We start from the raw sequence: 16,310 nt of genomic DNA on the forward strand, positions 1-16,310 counted from the left end.
TGAGGTCCCCTCCTTGCACGGTGGCCGCGCTGACCTCGACGTCGGACACCAATGTGCTGCCAGGTGCCCAGCCGTTCACCGGTCCGCCCCCGCCGAGAGGCGTCGATACTCGGCATCCAGAAGGCCACACTCGTCACACACATCCGACGGACGTACTACAGCGGCCAGGGACGGCCCGTGGAAAGCGCGGGCGTCGTCGTGCCCGCCGCGCACTGCGGGATCGTCTACGGGACCCCGATCTACCGGTGATCGCGCCGTTCAGCGAGACTCCCTCCGGAATCCAGCGCGCATGGGCCACCCCCCTGCTTCGACCACCCGGATCTCCCTTGTGAGGGCCGGCGTCCTCACCGGTGGCACAGTGCATCCACGGAGCGCCGTGTGAGTCCGAACAGATCTTGTGGAACGGGAGAGGCAGATGCGTCGCCGCCAAGGGGCTCGCAAGGTCCCCGCAACCGTGACCGCGACCGTGCGTGAGTGGAGCGACGAGGAGGGGTGGGGCGTGCTCGACTCGCCCGAGACTCCCGGAGGGTGCTTCGGCCACTACTCCGACATTCAGGGATCCGGCTTTCGCACGCTGTCACCGGGGCAGGAAGTCGATCTCATCTGGGAAGCGCCCGGCTTCAAGCAGGACGGGTACGACTACCGCGCGGTGAGCATCGTCCCCAGGGCTGTTTGACCTCCGCGGTCACGGCCCGATCTCGGCGGACATCGGGTCGCTGAGCCGTCCCCGGCCCGTGAGAGGGTTCCAAGGCACCCGCCGGTGACCGGCAGCCACAGACGCCCTACCGCTGCCACCAGCGAAAGCCCAGGTCACAGCCCCCGGCCCCAACGGGTTTCCGCGCAGGGGTGGCGATGCGGCAAGATGGGGTGTATCTGCCCACTGCCAGATTTCAAGCTGCCGGACGGTTTCTCTTGGCTGAGTTCATTTACACCATGCGCAAGGCGCGCAAAGCGCACGGCGACAAGGTGATCCTCGACGATGTCACCCTGAACTTCCTGCCAGGTGCCAAGATCGGCGTCGTCGGTCCGAACGGTGCCGGTAAGTCGACCGTGCTGAAGATCATGGCGGGCCTGGAGCAGCCGTCCAACGGTGACGCGTACCTGTCGCCCGGCTACACCGTCGGCATCCTGCTCCAGGAACCCCCGCTCGACGAGGACAAGACGGTCCTGGAGAACGTCCAGGACGGCGTCCGCGAGGTCAAGGGCAAGCTCGACCGGTTCAACGAGATCGCCGAGCAGATGGCGACCGACTACTCGGACGCGCTGCTGGAGGAGATGGGCAAGCTCCAGGAGGAGCTGGACCACGCCAACGCCTGGGACCTCGACGCCCAGCTGGAGCAGGCCATGGACGCGCTCGGGTGCCCCCCGGGCGACTGGCCGGTCGTCAACCTCTCCGGCGGTGAGAAGCGCCGCGTCGCGCTCTGCAAGCTGCTCCTGGAGCAGCCCGATCTGCTGCTCCTCGACGAGCCCACCAACCACCTCGACGCCGAGTCGGTGAACTGGCTGGAGCAGCACCTGGCCAAGTACCCGGGCACCGTCGTGGCCGTCACCCACGACCGGTACTTCCTGGACAACGTGGCCGGCTGGATCTGCGAGGTCGACCGCGGCCGTCTGCACGGCTACGAGGGCAACTACTCCAAGTACCTGGAGACCAAGGCCGCCCGCCTCAAGGTCGAGGGCCAGAAGGACGCCAAGCGGCAGAAGCGCCTCAAGGAGGAGCTGGACTGGGTGCGGTCGAACGCCAAGGGGCGTCAGGCCAAGTCCAAGGCCCGCCTCGCTCGGTACGAGGAGATGGCCGCCGAGGCCGACAAGATGCGGAAGCTGGACTTCGAGGAGATCCAGATCCCGCCGGGCCCCCGCCTGGGCAACGTCGTGGTCGAGGTCGACAAGCTCAACAAGGCCTTCGGCGACAAGGTCCTCGTCGACGACCTGTCCTTCACGCTGCCGCGCAACGGCATCGTCGGCGTCATCGGTCCGAACGGCGCCGGCAAGACCACGCTGTTCAAGATGATCCAGGGCCTGGAGACCCCCGACTCCGGCACCATCAAGGTCGGCGACACCGTCAAGGTCTCCTACGTCGACCAGGGCCGCGCCAACATCGACCCGAAGAAGACGCTGTGGGAGGTCGTCTCCGACGGGCTCGACTACATCAACGTCGGCCAGGTCGAGATGCCCAGCCGCGCCTACGTCTCCGCGTTCGGTTTCAAGGGCCCGGACCAGCAGAAGCCGGCCGGCATCCTGTCCGGCGGTGAGCGCAACCGCCTCAACCTCGCGCTCACCCTGAAGCAGGGCGGCAACCTGCTCCTCCTCGACGAGCCCACCAACGACCTCGACGTCGAGACCCTCTCCAGCCTGGAGAACGCGCTGCTGGAGTTCCCCGGCTGCGCCGTCGTCGTCTCCCACGACCGCTGGTTCCTCGACCGGGTCGCCACCCACATCCTCGCCTACGAGGGTGACTCCAAGTGGTTCTGGTTCGAGGGCAACTTCGAGTCGTACGAGAAGAACAAGGTCGAGCGCCTCGGCGCGGACGCCGCGCGGCCGCACCGGGCGACCTACAAGAAGCTGACCCGGGGCTGATCGGTCTTGCGCCACATCTACGCGTGCCCGCTGCGCTGGTCCGACATGGACGCCTACGGCCATGTCAACAACGCGGTCTTCGTCCGTTATCTGGAAGAAGCCCGGATCAACTTCCTGTTCCGTCCGGACAAGGAGTTCCGGCAGGGCTCCGTGGTGGCGCGCCACGAGATCGACTACAAGCGCCAGCTCGTCCACCGGCACCACCCGGTGGACATCGAGCTGTGGATCACCGAGATCCGGGCCGCGTCCTTCACCATCGCCTACGAGGTGAAGGACGCGGACGAGGTCTACGTGCGGGCCTCCACCGTCGTCGTACCGTTCGACTTCGAGGCCCAGCGGCCGCGCCGGATCACCTCCGAGGAGCGCGAGTTCCTCCAGGAGTACCTGGAGAAGGCCGGCGCCGAAGAGGGCGAGGCCGTCGCGGCATGACGGTGCTGCACCTCGTGGACGAGACGGAGGCGGCGGACCTCGCCGCCTTCCTCGCCCGGCTGCTCCACTACGACCGCGGTGCCGCGGTGCGCCTCCAGGCGGCCGGCACCGCGCTCGCCGTCTTCGGCCGGCCACCGTCCTTCGAGGTGCTCGCGGTGCGCGCGGTACGGCTCGCGAAGCCGTACGAGCACGGCCTCGATGTCACTCTCGACGCCACCGTCTCCGCAGGCGAGCTGCTGGAGTCGGTGTCCGAACGGGCGGCCACCGCGGCCGTGCCGGGCGCGGTCACCGGGCCGCCGTGGGCCGGTGTGCTGCCGCCGCGCGGCGGCTGGCGGACCGAGCCGGGGCTGCCGGCGCCGGACGCGCTGCGCGCGATGGTCGCCGCGGCGGTCGGTGAATTCCGGGCGCGCAGCGAGGAGTTGGCGCCCGAGGGGCGTACCCGGGCGGAGCTGGACCGGATCGGGCGGGACATCTGGTCCCGCGAGATCGGGCACACCCGGCTGCCCGTGCGCGCCGTGCACGCGGCGCAGTCCCTGGGCTTCCTGCGCCCGGGCACCGGGGCGGCCGATACCGGCCTGCTGTCCTCGGGCGCGTGGCTGCGGCTGCGCACGCCCTACGGCTCGATCGCGGTACGGCGGGCCGACGCGCCCGGCTCCCTCGGCGCGCTGGGCGTCAGCGTCGGCGGCTGAACCGCCGCCGGTCCGACGGCCGGCTCAGTCCGCGGTGTTGATCATCGAAGCGGCGGCGTACGTCAGGTAGTTCCACAGCGTCCGCTCGTGCTCCTCGGACAGGCCCAGGTCGTCCACGGCCGCCCGCATGTGCCGCAGCCAGGCGTCGTGCGCCGCCCGGTCGACCGTGAAGGGCGCGTGCCGCATCCGCAGCCGGGGGTGGCCGCGGTTCTCGCTGTAGGTCGTGGGGCCGCCCCAGTACTGCATCAGGAAGAGCCGCAGCCGCTCCTCCGCCGGGCCCAGGTCCTCCTCCGGGTACATCGCCCGCAGCTCGGGGTCCTCGGCGACCCCCTCGTAGAAACGGTGGACGAGCCGGCGGAAGGTGTCCTCCCCGCCGACCTGCTCGTAGAAGGTCTGCTCCTGAAGCGTGCCGCGCCGAATCTCATTCACCCGTCCATGGTCTCAGACGGCGCGGCCCACGACTCAAGTCTGGGGACCAGGGAGAAGATCGGGGCCCTAGGGTGGGCGCATGGGTGCCTACGACACCGAGGAACTCGCCACCGTCGCGCGGGCCCAGATGGTGCGGGAGATCGCGGCGGAGGGCGCCTTCGCGGCGGACCCGCGATGGCGGGAGCCATTCGCCCGGGTGCCCCGGCACCTGTTCGTGCCGTACTACTTCGCCGCCGGGCCGCGCGGCTACGAGCGGCGCTGGGGCGAGAGCCCCGACCCCCGGGCCCGTGCACGCTGGGTGCGCGGCGCCTACGCGGACGAGCCGCTGGCCACCCGGCTGCGCGACGGCGAGCTGCTGTCCTCCAGCAGCCGGCCCTCCCTGATGGCCCGGATACTGGCCGCGCTGGACGTCGAGGACGGCGACCGGGTCCTGGAGGTGGGCGCCGGCACCGGCTACAACGCGGCCCTGCTGGCCCGGCGGCTCGGCGACGACGGTCTCGTCACCAGCGTCGAGCTGGAGCCGGAGATCACCGAGTCCGCGCGGGCGCATCTGGCCGCTGCCGGGCACCACCCGGTGGTCGTCACCGGGGACGGGGCGCGCGGGGTGCCCGGACGCGCCCCCTTCGACCGGATCATCGCGACCTGCGCGCTGCCCACGGTGCCGCGCGCCTGGCTCACTCAGTGCCGCCCCGGCGCGCGCGTCCTGCTCCCGCTGGCGACCGGGCTGCTCACGCTCGCCGTGCGGGACGCGGAGCACGCCGAGGGCCGCTTCCTCGCGACGGCCGCCTCCTTCGTGCCGCTGCGCGGACAGGGCCTGGCCGCACCCGAGGGCGTCTGCTGCACGGGGCTGCCGCACGGGGCCCGCGAGCAGGACACCTTCCGCTTCCTGCTGGCGCTGACCAGGGGCGCGCTCGACGCGCGGGAGGCGTACGCGCTGTGGGAGCGCGAGCGGGAGCCGGAGCGCGAACGGTACGGCGTCACGCTCGCCGGCGATCACGGCTGGGCCTGGCTGGACGACCCGGAGGGGCCGTACGCCTGGCCCCTCCCGTGACCGCTCCGCCGCCGGTGCTCAGCCCCGGCGCACGGTGATCGTCGTCCAGGCGCCCACGTGCACCCGGTCGCCGTCGCGCAGCGGAACCGGCACGAACGGCTGGATCGGCTCCTCGGACATGTTGACCGTGGTGCCGTTGGTCGAGTTCTGGTCGACCACCGCCCAGCTGCCGTCCGGCTGCTGCACCAGCATCGCGTGCTGGTGCGAGACGCCCGGGTCCTCCGGGGGCACGGCCAGGTCGATGTCCGGGGTGTCGCCGGTGGAGTGCCGGCGGCGGCCGATCGTCACCTGGTCGCCGGTGAGGGTGCGCTGCTGCTCGGGGGAGTACGCGGGCAGGTTCAGACCCGTGGCCTCGGGACCGGAGCGGTGCATCATCGCCATGAAGTACTCGCGGTCCGGGCCGATGGTGGCGGTCCAGGTGGACTGACCCGGGGCGTCCGGGAAGCCCGGGCCCGCGGGGGCCTTCTGGAAGCCGGGGCCCGAGGGCGCCTGGGTGCCACCGGGCTGGGGGTAGCCGTAGCCGCCGCCCTGGCCGGGGCCCGAGGGGCCGGCGGAGGACGGCGGGGAGATCACCCAGTCGTCCTCACCGCCGCCGAAGGAGGGACCACCGGAGCCGGGACCGCCACCGGGACCGCCGAAGGGGCCGCCGGCCGGGGGACGACCGGTCTCCTGCGGGAACGCGGGGGGCGCGGGCGGGCCGCCGGCCGCCGACGGGAACGCCTGCGAGCCGCCACCGGGACCACCGGGACCCTGACCGTGACCACCGTGACCGGAGGGGCCACCGTGACCGGCGGGACCTCCCGGGCCGCCGGGGCCCGTGGGCCGGGAGGGGTCGCCGAAGGGGCCCTGGCCGGGACCGTTCCCGAAGGGCGAGGGGCCGCCGCCCTGACCACCGGGGCCCGTGCCGGGGCCGCGGTCGCCGCCGAAGCCGGGCGGCGGGGGCGGGGACTGCTGGTTGCCGGACTGGGGGTAGCCGTAGCCGCCGCCCTGACCCTGGCCACCGGGACCCTGGCCGGGACCGGAGGGGCCACCGGCACCCGGACCACCGGCACCCGGACCACCGGCACCCGGACCACCGGCGCCGGGACCGCCGACGCCGGGAGCCTGTCCCGGAGCGTTGCCGAAGGGCGAGGGACGGCCGGCCGGAGCGCGATCGCCGCCGAAGCCGGGCGGGGACGGAGGGGACGGGGTGCCACCGGACTGCGGGTAGCCGTACCCACCGCCCTGGCCACCGGGACCGCTCTGGCCGCCGGGACCCTGACCGGGACCGGAAGGACCACCGGGGCCCGTGCCGGGGCCGCGGTCGCCGCCGAAGCCGGGCGGCGGGGGCGGGGACTGCTGGTTGCCGGGCTGGGGGTAGCCGTAGCCCCCCTGATGCTGACCGCCAGGGCCCTGACCCCCGGGACCCTGACCGGGGCCCGAGGGAGCGCCCGGCGCGCCCTGGCCCGGGACCCGGCCGAAGGCGGGCGGGGCCGGGGGGCCGGGGGAGGTCGGCGGGCCCGGCGGGGTGCGGTCGAACGGGGTCGGGCCCGAGGGCTCGCTGCCGAACGACGGGATCGGCTCGGCCGGACGGTTCACCCGCGAGGGCCGCGAGCCCTGGTACTCGTACCCGTCACCGTCGCCGAACGGCGTGTTGGGCGACGGGAAGTGCGGGCCGCCCGTGGGGCGCGGGGCCGCCGGGGTGTACGAGGTCGCGGTGTTGGTGAGGAAGTTCCACCGGCACTCCTCGCAGAAGGGTGCGCCGCCCTCGCGGGGCGTACGGCACTGCGGGCACAGCTCGGCCTCCCCGGTGGCGGCCGGCGGGCGGGCGCCCTGCTGGCCGGCCCCGGGGGGCGGGAAGCCGTAACCGCCGGGCGGCGGGGGCGGCGGAGGTACGGCACCGGCCATGCGGTGACCGCAGACCTCGCACCAGTCGTCGGAACCCGACTGGTGTCCGTTCGGGCAGGTCGGCATGTCGGTGCTTCCCCTTCTTCCGTTAAGGGTCCGGCTGGATCGCTAGGGTCGCTTCCAGGTCACTTCTTTACACGAACAGTCTTTGTGGACCGGGTCTCCAGAGTCATCTCGTCGGCCTCCGCGACCCTCGTCTTCAACCGCACAGTACCTGTCGCGGCGTCGACCACGTCCACCACCTTCGAAAGCAGTTTCGCAGTATCCGCGTTCCCCGAGGCGCTCGCCAGCTGAACGGCCCGTCCCAGTTTGGCCGTTGCTCCATCGAAATCGCCCACTTTGCGCAGATCGAGCCCCTGCTTGATGACTTGTGCCAGTTCGGCCTGGCCCGTGTAGTGGGCGACCTGCGGGCTGATCGCGGTGGAGGCCGTCATGTCGTCGGTCCATACGGCCCGCACGAGACCCTGGGCGCCGAGGTCCTGTGCGCTTCCGTCCGGTTGCGGCACCACCAACGACACCCGCGCGGCCAGCATTTCGCGCCCCAGCCCGGCCGGGGGGACCTCCACGCACAGGTGGTAGTCGCGGGACTCGTCGCCCCAGGACCCGGTCGGATAGTCCCCGGCGCGGGGCCCGGCCTCGGTGCGGCGGGCGGTCAAGTCCGCCACGGCCGGGGCGACTTGCTTGACATAGCGGATGGCGGTGCCGACCGGCGTCCACACCCGCAGGGCGACGTCGGCGACCTCCTTGTCCATCGCCGTCTCCATCATCCGCGTGAAGTCGGCGGCGAGGCCCGCCGGATCGGCGACGATGTCGGCCGTGCCGAGGAGCGCCGAGGCGATCCCTGTGACTTCTTTCACTTCCCAGTCGGTGCCCACGCCCCGCGCGTCACAGGTGAACCGCCCGGCGCAGGCGTCGAGGGCGGCGCGCAGATCCTCCGGGGCCTCGTGCTCGTTGCGCCCGTCGGTGAGCAGGATGCCGTGCCGCAGGGTGACGTCCGCCGAGGACAGCAGCCGGTCGGCGAGGCGCAGCCAGGTGCCGATGGCCGTACCGCCGGCCGCGGCGAGCCGTCGCAGCGCCTGCTTGGCCCGGTGCCGGGTGGTGGGGCTCGCGACGGCGAGGCCGCCGTCGCCGGGGTAGACCTCGGTGGCCACATGGGTGCCGGCGATCACCGCGAAGCGGGTGCCGTCGCGCAGGGTGTCGATCGCGGCGGCCGTGGCGTCCCGGGCGTTGCGCATCTTCGCCGGCGGGTAGTCCATGGAGCCCGAGCAGTCGACCATGATCGCCACGGCGGCGGAGGGGCGCCCGTCCGAGGCGGCGGGGCTCAGCCCCCCGCCCAGCCCCCCGGCCAGCGTGCCGCCCCCCGTCGCCGTCACCGTGACGATGGCGTTGACCTCGCGGCCGCCCTCGGGCAGGTACTCGTTCTGGTACACGTCCACCGAGAACCGTGGCACGCTCGGTTTCGCGAAATTGGCCATACGAACTCAAATCCCCCTCCACCGGCCCGCTCACGCGCGGCGGTGCTGTGTACGGGCCGGTCCCCTCCGGCCCGTGGCCCCCGTGGCCTCAGGCCGATCCTGCCCCCTGCGGCGGTACCGGGAACGGCAGGACGGCCACTGTTACGTTGTCGTGGCCCCCGCCGTCCAGGGCGTGGCCGACCAGGACGCGGGCGCTGTGCAGCGGCCGTACCGCGGCGTCCGCCGGGATCGTCTCGGCCATCTCCCGCGCCGTCTCGGCGTAGTTCCACAGCCCGTCGGTGCACACCACCACCACGCCGGGCCGGTCCGGCTTGAACGACGCGGTGTGCGGGTCGAGTTCATAGGCGTCCGCGCCGAGCCAGCCGGTGATCGCGTGGGCGCGCTCGTCGGCGTACGCCTCGGCCTCGTTCATCAGCCCGGCGGCGACCATCTGCGCGGCCCAGGAGTCGTCCTCGGTCAGCCGGGCGGGCGGCGCGCCGCGGTCGTCCGGCACCCAGTAGGCGCGGCTGTCGCCGACCCAGCCGACCACCAGGAGCCCGGCGGCGACCACGGCGGAGACGATGGTGCAGGCCGGGGCGTTCTGGTGCGGGTCGTGCTCACGGGCCGTGTCCGGCTCCCCGGCCAGCGCGTCGACGGCCCCCGCGGCGGCGACGATCGCCTCGTGCATGGCCGCCTGCGGGTGCGTGCCGCGCGGCAGGGCGGCGAGCAGGACGTCACCGGCCGCGCGCGCGGCGGCGGCCGACGCCTCGTCGGGGCGGGTCGCCGAGGAGACGCCGTCGCAGACGACGGCGAGCGTGGCGGGGGCGCCGTCGGGCAGCGCGGTGTGGCCGAGGGCGAAGAAGTCCTCGTTGCGGTGGTGGCGCAGCCCGCGGTCGCTGACGGCGGCCACCGGGCCCGACTCCCGCTCCATGTGGTCGCGTTCGCGGGGCTGGGCGTGCCCGCAGTTCTCGCAGTAGCCGTCGCCGTCCACCCGGCCGGCGCGGCAGGCGACACAGGTCGTGGCGGGCCGCGCGGGCGGCGCGGGCCGCTGTTCCGGCTCGGGGGTCTCGTTCGCGGCACGGGGTTCGGGGGCCTGCAAGGGGTACTCCTCGGGTTCCGCCGGCCGGTCGAGGCGGACGCCGGACCCGGGGGCTCCCGCGGGTGCGCCGGGGCGCAGCGGGTGGCCACCCGAGTCGGTGCCGGGCAGATCGGTCGGCAGATGCGTCTTGGGGGAGGTGGAGCCGGAGCCGGGGGGCTCGGGGGCGGGCCACTCCACGCCCTCCCTGGGCGCCGGGACACCGGAGTCCCGGGTGCCGGGCGCGGGAGAGCCGGTCATGGCCAGCGTGGGGTGGTCCTGGGGTGGGGCGGGCGGCACCGAGAGGTCGTGACCGCACGCACCGCAGAAGTGGTCGTCCGGTTCGACGGGTTCCGCGCAGCTCGGGCACGTGGCCGGTGCGGCCTGCTGGGGCATCTGCGACATCAACTACACCCACGTCCGGGGGCGGTAACGGTTGGCCCGTTCCACCAGTTCGTTCCTCTCCTGGCCACCGGGTGCCAGCCGGGCCAGCGTGCGGTAGGCGCGCTCCAGGCCGAAGCGCAGGCCCCGCTCGTCCAGTCCGCTGCCCAGCAGCACCCGCCCGCCGGAAGCCGTCCGGGCGGTGTTCCGGTCCCCGGAGAGTATCCAGTCCAGCGCACAGCCGAGCACTTCCGCCGACAGCAGCTCGCGCCGCGCCGGGTCGAGCCCGTACGCCTGGAGCGCCTCGACCTGCCCGGCGGCGGCGGTCAGATCCTCCAGGAACGGTACGTCACCCACGCCCGCGGTGCGTCCCCTGAGCCGGGCCCGCACGGCGGCGACCCGGGCGGCCGTGTAGTGGATGGACGACTCCGGCACCGACTCCAGCGTGCGCACCGCGCCCGGCCGGTCCCCGGCGGCGAGCCGCACCCGGGCGAGCCCGAACGCCGCGCTCACATAACTGGGATCGGTCGTCCACACCAGGTGGTAGTAGTCGGCCGCGTTGTCCAGCTGGCCCAGCACCTCGGCGCAGGCGCCGAGCGCCAGCTTGGGCGCGGCCTCGCCGGGGAAGGCGTCGTAGACCGCGTCGAAGGCGAGCGCGGCGCCCTCGAAGTCGCCGGTGACCAGCGCGGCAAGGCCCCGGTACCAGACCACCCGCCAGTCCTCGGGCCGCTCCTCGTCCAGCGCGGCGAGCCCGGTCAGGGCGCCGTAGTGGTCCCCGGTCTCCAGCCGCGCCCGCACCTGCCGCAGCCGGGTCTCCACGCTCTGCGCGGGCACCGCCGTCAGCGCCCCGAGCAGCTCCCCGGGCGCGGACGTCACGAGGCCCGCGAGGAACCCGGCGTTGGCGTCGCTCGCGTCGACCAGGGGCACGGGCAGCGCGAGGGCGGCGGCGGCGAAGTCGAGCGGCCTGACCAGGGCGGCCGGCGACGGGGGCGGCGCGGAGGCGGCGGTGCCCCGCTTTCGCCCCGGCAGCTCCCGCGCCCCCAGCCGCGACACGTCACCGGCCAGAACGGGGAACAACTCCACGTCCGTGACCCGCACTTCGGGCCCGAACAGGGTCGACAGGGCCGGCCGCGCCTGACCGCTCTGCAGGGCCACGACCTCCCGCAGCACCCCCATCAGCTGCTCCGCCATCTCCTGCGCGGAACCGAAGCGGCGGGCCGGGTCGGGGTCGGTGGCGCGCACCAGCAGGCGGTAGAAGGACTCGTAGCGGCGGAAGACGTCTATGGTCTCCGGGTCCGGCAGCGAGTCGGCGTGGACGTTGGTGTAGCCCTGGAAGTCGAAGGTGAGCACGGCGAGGGTGCGGCCCACGGTGTACAGGTCGCTCGCCACCGAGGGGCCGACGTCGGCGACCTCGGGGGCCTGGTAGCCGATCGTGCCGTAGATCGCGGACTCGTCGTCGTCCATGCGGCGTACGGCGCCCATGTCGATCAGCTTGAGCTGGTCCTCGGTCTGGATGGCGTTGTCGACCTTGAAGTCGCAGTACAGCAGGTTGCGGCTGTGCAGATGGCCGAGCGCCTCCAGCGCCTCGATGCCGTACGCGCACGCCTGCTCCACCGGCAGCGGATCGCGTCTGCCCTCCAGGGTGCGGCGGGCGTTGGCGATCTCCTTGAGGGACTTGCCGCCGACGTACTCCATGACGATGTAGCCGTCGAGGGAACCGGTGCGCTGGTCCAGGTGCTCCACGAAGTTGTAGATCCGCACGATGTTGGCGTGCTCGATCTCCGCGAGGAAACGCCGCTCGGAGATCGCGGCGGCCATCGCGTCCTGGTCCCCGGTGTCCAGCAGGCCCTTGAGCACCACCCAGCGGTCGGAGACGGCCCGGTCCACGGCGAGGTAGACCCAGCCCAGGCCGCCGTGCGCGAGGCAGCCCGCGACCTCGTACTGGCCGTGCACGATGTCCCCGGCCCTCAGCTTGGGCACGAAGGAGTACGGGTGGCCGCACTTGGTGCAGAACCCCTCGGTACGGCCCGGCCGCTCACCCCGGGCCCGGCCGACCGGCGCCCCGCAGTCCGAGCGGGAGCAGAACCGTTTGCGTTCGGGCACCTCGGGGTTGTCGAGGACCATGGAGTGCGGGTCGGGCCGCGGCACCTGCGGGACGTCCACCAGGCCCGCGCCGAGCCGGCCGCGCCCCGAGGACCCCGAGGCGGAGCCGGAGCTGCGCACCGACACCGAGCGGGCGGTGGCGGCGCCGCCCGACAGGGACCGCGAGAGCCGCCCGGACACCGAGCGCCGCGACCGGGACGACTGGGAGGACGTGCGCGCGCTGCGGGCGCTGGCCGACCCCCGGCTCTCGGCGGCGCCCCGGGTCAGACCGGTGGGCGGCGAGCCGACCATCCCGGTCGGCGACACCACGGGCGCCAGGCCGCAGGTGTCGCAGTACAGCTCACCGCCGCCGACGTCCTCGTACGACCCCTCGCAGCCCGGCCGCTGACAGGCCCGCCCGGCCCCGCTCATCACTGGTCCCCCTTACGGTCCTCGGGCGCGCCGTCCAGCAGCTCGGCCGCCGCCCGCTGGTAGCGCAGCACCGCGGCCTCGGCCACCCGCAGATCGCAGGGCGCGCTCCACAGCATCCGCCGTGCGGCGTCGTACCGCTCCACCAGGAACGGGTCCTCGGCCAGGCCGTGCCGGGCGACCTTCGCCTTGTAGGCGTCGAGCCGGCCGCGCAGTTCGGCACGGACCGCGAGCGGCGCGGTGACCGCGGTCAACTGCTCGCGGGCGCGCAGCAGTTCGTCCTCGGCCTTGCGTTCGAGGGATTCCAGCAGCGGGGACAGCCGGTGCCACTGGGCGCCCCGCCGGTACTCGGCCGCCGTCGCCAGCTGCTCCTGGAGCACGGTCGGCGGCCCGCTGACCACCGGCACCTCGGTGGCGGCGATCTTCGCCAGCACCTCGCCGCGCGCGGTACGGGCCTCGGCGAGGGTGCGGTCGGCGCGCGAGAGGAGGTCCCGGAGGCGGATCAGCCGGGCCTCCGCGTCCTGGCGCACGGTCAGCACCGCGTCGATCTCCCGGCGCACGTCCTCCAGGGCGCGCGCCTCGCGGTCGTACACCGTGGTGTCCGGGCGCCCGCCGCCGGGCGCCGAACTGCCCTTGGCCGGCACCCAGAAGGCGAGCGGGTCGCGGATCACGTCCTCGCGCAGCCGGGTCAGGGTGCGGGTGATCCGCTCCAGGTCGTCCCCGGCCGGGTGCTCGCCGGGGCGCACGCCGACGGAGTGCGCGAGCTGCCGGGTGCGCTGGAGCTCGGCGGCGAGGAGGTCGATCCGCGCGGGCAGCGCCGACCAGACCGCGTCGGCGGTGACGACCAGGTCCAGGCTGGTCGCGTACAGCTCGTTCATCCGGTCCACCAGCTCGGCCAGCGAGAAGCTCTCGCTCAGCCTGCCGGTGCCGGGCCCCGGGACCGCCACGGAGGTGCCGCGCAGCAGCTCGGTCAGCTCGGCCAGGTCCTCCCGGCTGGACCAGCGGCGCCGGGCGCGGATCTCGCGGGCGCCGCGCAGCGCCGCCGTATAGGCGTCGAAGTAAGACCACAGCAGGGTGATCCGCGCCTCCGCGGCCTGCCAGCGCTCCTGGGTGACACCGGCCAGTTCGGCGCCCTCCAGGAGTCTGCGGCCCGCGTGGTCCTGGAGGGCGAACAGCGAGGTCTCGATGGCCTCGTGCTCCTGGCCGAGCCGCGCCAGCGCACGGTCCACCTCGTCCCGGTCCATCACCGGCCCGGCGGGGTCCGTGACGCCCATCGATCACCTCTCGCTTGCTGTGTGTTCCGGTCGGCCGTGGTTCAACTGGTGCGCAGATACCGCGGTGCGGGCGGCCTGGACGCCGAGGAGTCCTTTCCCAGTGTGGCCGACAGCCATGTGTCGTACGACGCCTGCCAGCCGCTCGCGCGGTAGGCGACCAGGACCCGGTTGACGCGGCGCACCAGATCGGAGGCGTCCTTCTTCATCGCCACTCCGTAGTACTCGGTCGTGAACGGCGCGCCCTTGAGCTCCACGGTCGGGTCCTGCGCGGCCTGGCTCGCGGCGAGCGCGCCGTCGGTGACCACCGCGTCCACCTCGCCGAGCTGGAGCCGCACCAGGCAGTCCAGCTGGTTGGGCACGGTGGTGGAGATGTCGGTGGAGGCGGGCAGCGTCCCGGCCTTCTTGTCCGCGTCCAGCTTCGCGTACCCCGTCGAACCGGCCGCCGTGCACACCCTCTTGTGCGCCAGCGTGCCGTTGTACCCGGTGATCGGGGACGACTTGGGGGCGAGGACCTGCTGACCGGTCTTGAAATACGGCGCCGAGAACGCGACTTGCCCGAGCCGCTCGCAGGTGATCGTCATCGTGCGCACGACCATGTCCACCCGGCCGTCCTGGATCGCCGCGATGCGCTGGTTGGTCGGTATCGCCTTGAACTGGACCGCGTCCGGGTCGCCGAGGATGTCCTGGGCGATGCGGTGCACCAGGTCGATGTCGAAGCCCTCCAGCTGGGCGCCCTCGGTGTTGGGGTTGCGGTAGCCCCAGCGGTAGCTGTCCTGGTCGACGCCGACGATCAGCTTGCGCCGGGCGCCCTCGCGGTCCTTGATGGCGTCGACGGTCGGGCCGTCCGCGCCGGAGGGGGCGAGGGTCTGCGCTTGCGCCTCGGAGTCCTGGCAGGACCCGGCGCGCACCTGGCTGCCCTCGGCGAGCTGCTGCCCGGCCCGGTCCGGGGCGGCGTGGTGGTGGTGCGCGATCTGGGTGCACGGCAGCAGCAGGACGAAGGCCAGCGCCAGGGCGCACAGGACCGCCATCGTGCCGACCCCGCCCCAGCCGCGCAGCCGGCTCGCGTCCATCGCCCCGCCCCTTCTCACCGGTACTCCGAAAGCCTGCGGCCGATCCCGGCGAGCGCGCCCGCCGCGCCGAGCACCGCGAGGGCGGCGGCGCCCACGGGCAGCCCGGTCATGGCGTCCCGCCCGGCGGCGGCGGCCCGCTGGAACTCGGCCTGCTCATGGCCTATCGCGCGGGCGAGGTCCCTGTCGACACCGTCGAAGCATTCCCCGGTGGTGCCCTTGGCGCCGATCACCTTGTCCAGCGCCTGCTGGTAGTCGCCGTTCTCGTCCGAGGTGCGGGCCGCGGTGTGCCGCTGCTTCCACAGCGCCGCGCCGGTCTCTGCGGACTTCACGGGCGCGGTGCCGCCGGAGTCGTCGGCGAGCCGCTCCGCCCGGTCCAGTCCCTTGCCGAGCACGGTCATGTCCTTGTCGAAGTCGTAGGAGTACGTGTCGTACTGCCTGCCGTCGACGGTGACGGTCTCGGCGCCGCGCGCCACCAGACTCAGGTTCTCGTTGCCCCGCGCCTTCAGGGAGGCGATGCGGGCGTCGTGCAGGACGGTCAGGGAGCGGATGCCGTGGTCGTAGGAGCCGGTCAGCTCGGAGCGCGCGACGGTGTGTCCGGCGGTGAGCCACAGCAGGGCGACGACGGTGGCGCCGCCGGCGGCGACCAGGCCGGGGTTGAGGACGCGGTTGGTGCGCCGGTAGTCGCGGCGCTGGGCCCAGGCGAGCCCGGCCAGGGTGAGCACGCCGAGCGCGATGGCCGCCCAGGGGTACGGCGTGGCGTCCCCGTAGTCGGCGTCCAGGCGCGCGTTCTCCTTGGTGTAGAGGTCCTCCGCGGCCGGGAGCATCTGCGTCTGCATCTTCTCGTTGGCGTACCGCAGATACGCGCCGCCGACCGGGTAGCCCTGCCGGTTGTAGGTGCGGGCCCGCTCGACGAGGCCCTTGTACTCGGGCAGCAGCCGGTTCAGCCGGGCGACGGTGGCCTCGGAGGCGCTGCCCGGCTCGGCGTTGGCGGCGGCCGTGACCAGGCCGGAGGCGGCCGCGCTGATGTCCTTCTCGTACCGGTCGCGGGTGGCCGCGGGTTCCTGGCCGCCCGCCAGGAAGCCGCTGGAGGCGGCGGTGTTGGCGTCCGCGAGCGAGCGGTAGATGTCGGCGGCGCCGGAGCTGAGCGGCTGGCTGCGGTGCAGCACGTCGTCCGCCGCGGCCGCGCGCTCGCTGCTCTGCCAGGCGGTGGCCGCGCCGAACGTCACGACCAGCAGGGCGAGTACGGCACCGATGATGCGCAGCCGGCCCGGCTCGGTGGTCGCGGCGGCCCGCAGCTTCTCGGCGCCCTCGGCGAACGCGGTGCGCCGGGGACGCGGCGCCCGGGGCGGGTGCGGCGCGTGGGACGGTGCCGGAGCGGGCGGGCCGGGCTGGGCGGGGATGCCGGGGGCGGCGGGCACGGCGGAACCCGTGGCCGGTGGTGCTGCGCTCTGCGGCGGGTGTGTCACTCGACCTCCCCCATGGT

General features: G+C 73.7%; 13 protein-coding genes and 1 pseudogene. 6 read left to right on the forward strand and 8 right to left on the reverse strand.

Translation table 11 applies throughout. The annotated features are described in order from the left end of the window. Positions 1 to 96: 96 nt before the first annotated feature. From QHG49_RS22845 to QHG49_RS22865, 5 genes and pseudogenes are all read left to right on the forward strand, one after another. Positions 97 to 249: pseudogene (locus tag QHG49_RS22845) on the forward strand (GntR family transcriptional regulator); the annotation flags it as partial. A gap of 166 nt (positions 250 to 415) precedes the next feature. Next, complete coding sequence (locus QHG49_RS22850; RefSeq protein ID WP_301491015.1) at positions 416 to 676, forward strand: cold-shock protein; 261 nt, start codon at positions 416 to 418, stop codon at positions 674 to 676. 236 nt (positions 677 to 912) lie between these two features. Further along, entirely contained in the window at positions 913 to 2,577 is a 1,665-nt protein-coding gene (ettA, locus tag QHG49_RS22855) for an energy-dependent translational throttle protein EttA (RefSeq protein WP_145485452.1), read from the forward strand. A gap of 6 nt (positions 2,578 to 2,583) precedes the next feature. Continuing rightward, positions 2,584 to 3,006 carry a thioesterase family protein gene (locus QHG49_RS22860; RefSeq protein WP_145485453.1) on the forward strand — a complete coding sequence of 141 codons (423 nt, stop codon included), beginning with the start codon at positions 2,584 to 2,586 and terminating at the stop codon, positions 3,004 to 3,006. Next, the gene (locus QHG49_RS22865; protein ID WP_301491018.1) at positions 3,003 to 3,695 is read left to right on the forward strand and encodes a hypothetical protein; all 693 of its coding nucleotides are present in this window, start codon (positions 3,003 to 3,005) and stop codon (positions 3,693 to 3,695) included. The genes QHG49_RS22860 and QHG49_RS22865 overlap by 4 nt, the downstream gene beginning before the upstream one ends. 24 nt (positions 3,696 to 3,719) lie before the next feature. Here the strand turns inward: QHG49_RS22865 and QHG49_RS22870 are convergent, their stop codons facing one another. Beyond that, a complete protein-coding gene (locus tag QHG49_RS22870; RefSeq protein ID WP_145485455.1) occupies positions 3,720 to 4,124 on the reverse strand; it encodes a globin in 405 nt (134 codons plus the stop codon). A gap of 79 nt (positions 4,125 to 4,203) precedes the next feature. Here QHG49_RS22870 and QHG49_RS22875 point away from each other — a divergent pair, with 79 nt between their 5' ends. Then, positions 4,204 to 5,175, forward strand: coding sequence for a methyltransferase domain-containing protein (locus tag QHG49_RS22875; protein ID WP_301491021.1), 972 nt, complete (start codon positions 4,204 to 4,206; stop codon positions 5,173 to 5,175). 18 nt (positions 5,176 to 5,193) lie between these two features. Here the strand turns inward: QHG49_RS22875 and QHG49_RS22880 are convergent, their stop codons facing one another. From QHG49_RS22880 to QHG49_RS22910, 7 genes are all read right to left on the reverse strand, one after another. Next, positions 5,194 to 7,128: an FHA domain-containing protein gene (locus QHG49_RS22880; RefSeq protein ID WP_301491023.1), complete on the reverse strand. Its 1,935-nt coding sequence runs from the start codon at positions 7,126 to 7,128 to the stop codon at positions 5,194 to 5,196. Positions 7,129 to 7,187: 59 nt separating this feature from the next. Next, positions 7,188 to 8,537, reverse strand: a complete 1,350-nt coding sequence (locus tag QHG49_RS22885) for a VWA domain-containing protein (RefSeq protein ID WP_301491026.1) — start codon at positions 8,535 to 8,537, stop codon at positions 7,188 to 7,190. A gap of 88 nt (positions 8,538 to 8,625) precedes the next feature. After that, positions 8,626 to 9,999: a protein phosphatase 2C domain-containing protein gene (locus tag QHG49_RS22890; protein ID WP_370530498.1), complete on the reverse strand. Its 1,374-nt coding sequence runs from the start codon at positions 9,997 to 9,999 to the stop codon at positions 8,626 to 8,628. Beyond that, on the reverse strand, positions 10,000 to 12,486 hold the full coding sequence (locus tag QHG49_RS22895; protein WP_301491031.1) for a serine/threonine-protein kinase: 2,487 nt from the start codon (positions 12,484 to 12,486) through the stop codon (positions 10,000 to 10,002). Continuing rightward, on the reverse strand, positions 12,486 to 13,757 hold the full coding sequence (locus tag QHG49_RS22900) for a hypothetical protein (RefSeq protein ID WP_159701431.1): 1,272 nt from the start codon (positions 13,755 to 13,757) through the stop codon (positions 12,486 to 12,488). Before QHG49_RS22900 ends, QHG49_RS22895 begins: the two co-directional genes overlap by 1 nt. 41 nt (positions 13,758 to 13,798) lie before the next feature. Then, positions 13,799 to 14,827 (reverse strand): glutamate ABC transporter substrate-binding protein, encoded by a 1,029-nt coding sequence (locus QHG49_RS22905; RefSeq protein WP_159701428.1) that lies wholly within the window; start codon positions 14,825 to 14,827, stop codon positions 13,799 to 13,801. A gap of 14 nt (positions 14,828 to 14,841) precedes the next feature. Further along, positions 14,842 to 16,293 carry a hypothetical protein gene (locus QHG49_RS22910; protein ID WP_301491036.1) on the reverse strand — a complete coding sequence of 484 codons (1,452 nt, stop codon included), beginning with the start codon at positions 16,291 to 16,293 and terminating at the stop codon, positions 14,842 to 14,844. Positions 16,294 to 16,310: the final 17 nt, after the last annotated feature.

Origin of the sequence: Streptomyces sp. WP-1, from assembly GCF_030450125.1 — a bacterium.
Lineage (GTDB): Bacteria > Actinomycetota > Actinomycetes > Streptomycetales > Streptomycetaceae > Streptomyces > Streptomyces incarnatus.

Excerpts from the sequence above, each read along its gene's own strand:
- QHG49_RS22850 (WP_301491015.1), top strand. The coding sequence starts at position 416 with ATGCGTCGCCGCCAAGGGGCTCGCAAGGTCCCCGCAACCGTGACCGCG.
- QHG49_RS22885 (WP_301491026.1), bottom strand. The coding sequence starts at position 8,537 with ATGGCCAATTTCGCGAAACCGAGCGTGCCACGGTTCTCGGTGGACGTG.
- QHG49_RS22865 (WP_301491018.1), top strand. The coding sequence starts at position 3,003 with ATGACGGTGCTGCACCTCGTGGACGAGACGGAGGCGGCGGACCTCGCC.
- QHG49_RS22905 (WP_159701428.1), bottom strand. The coding sequence starts at position 14,827 with ATGGACGCGAGCCGGCTGCGCGGCTGGGGCGGGGTCGGCACGATGGCG.
- QHG49_RS22880 (WP_301491023.1), bottom strand. The coding sequence starts at position 7,128 with ATGCCGACCTGCCCGAACGGACACCAGTCGGGTTCCGACGACTGGTGC.
- QHG49_RS22895 (WP_301491031.1), bottom strand. The coding sequence starts at position 12,486 with ATGAGCGGGGCCGGGCGGGCCTGTCAGCGGCCGGGCTGCGAGGGGTCG.
- QHG49_RS22900 (WP_159701431.1), bottom strand. The coding sequence starts at position 13,757 with ATGGGCGTCACGGACCCCGCCGGGCCGGTGATGGACCGGGACGAGGTG.
- QHG49_RS22875 (WP_301491021.1), top strand. The coding sequence starts at position 4,204 with ATGGGTGCCTACGACACCGAGGAACTCGCCACCGTCGCGCGGGCCCAG.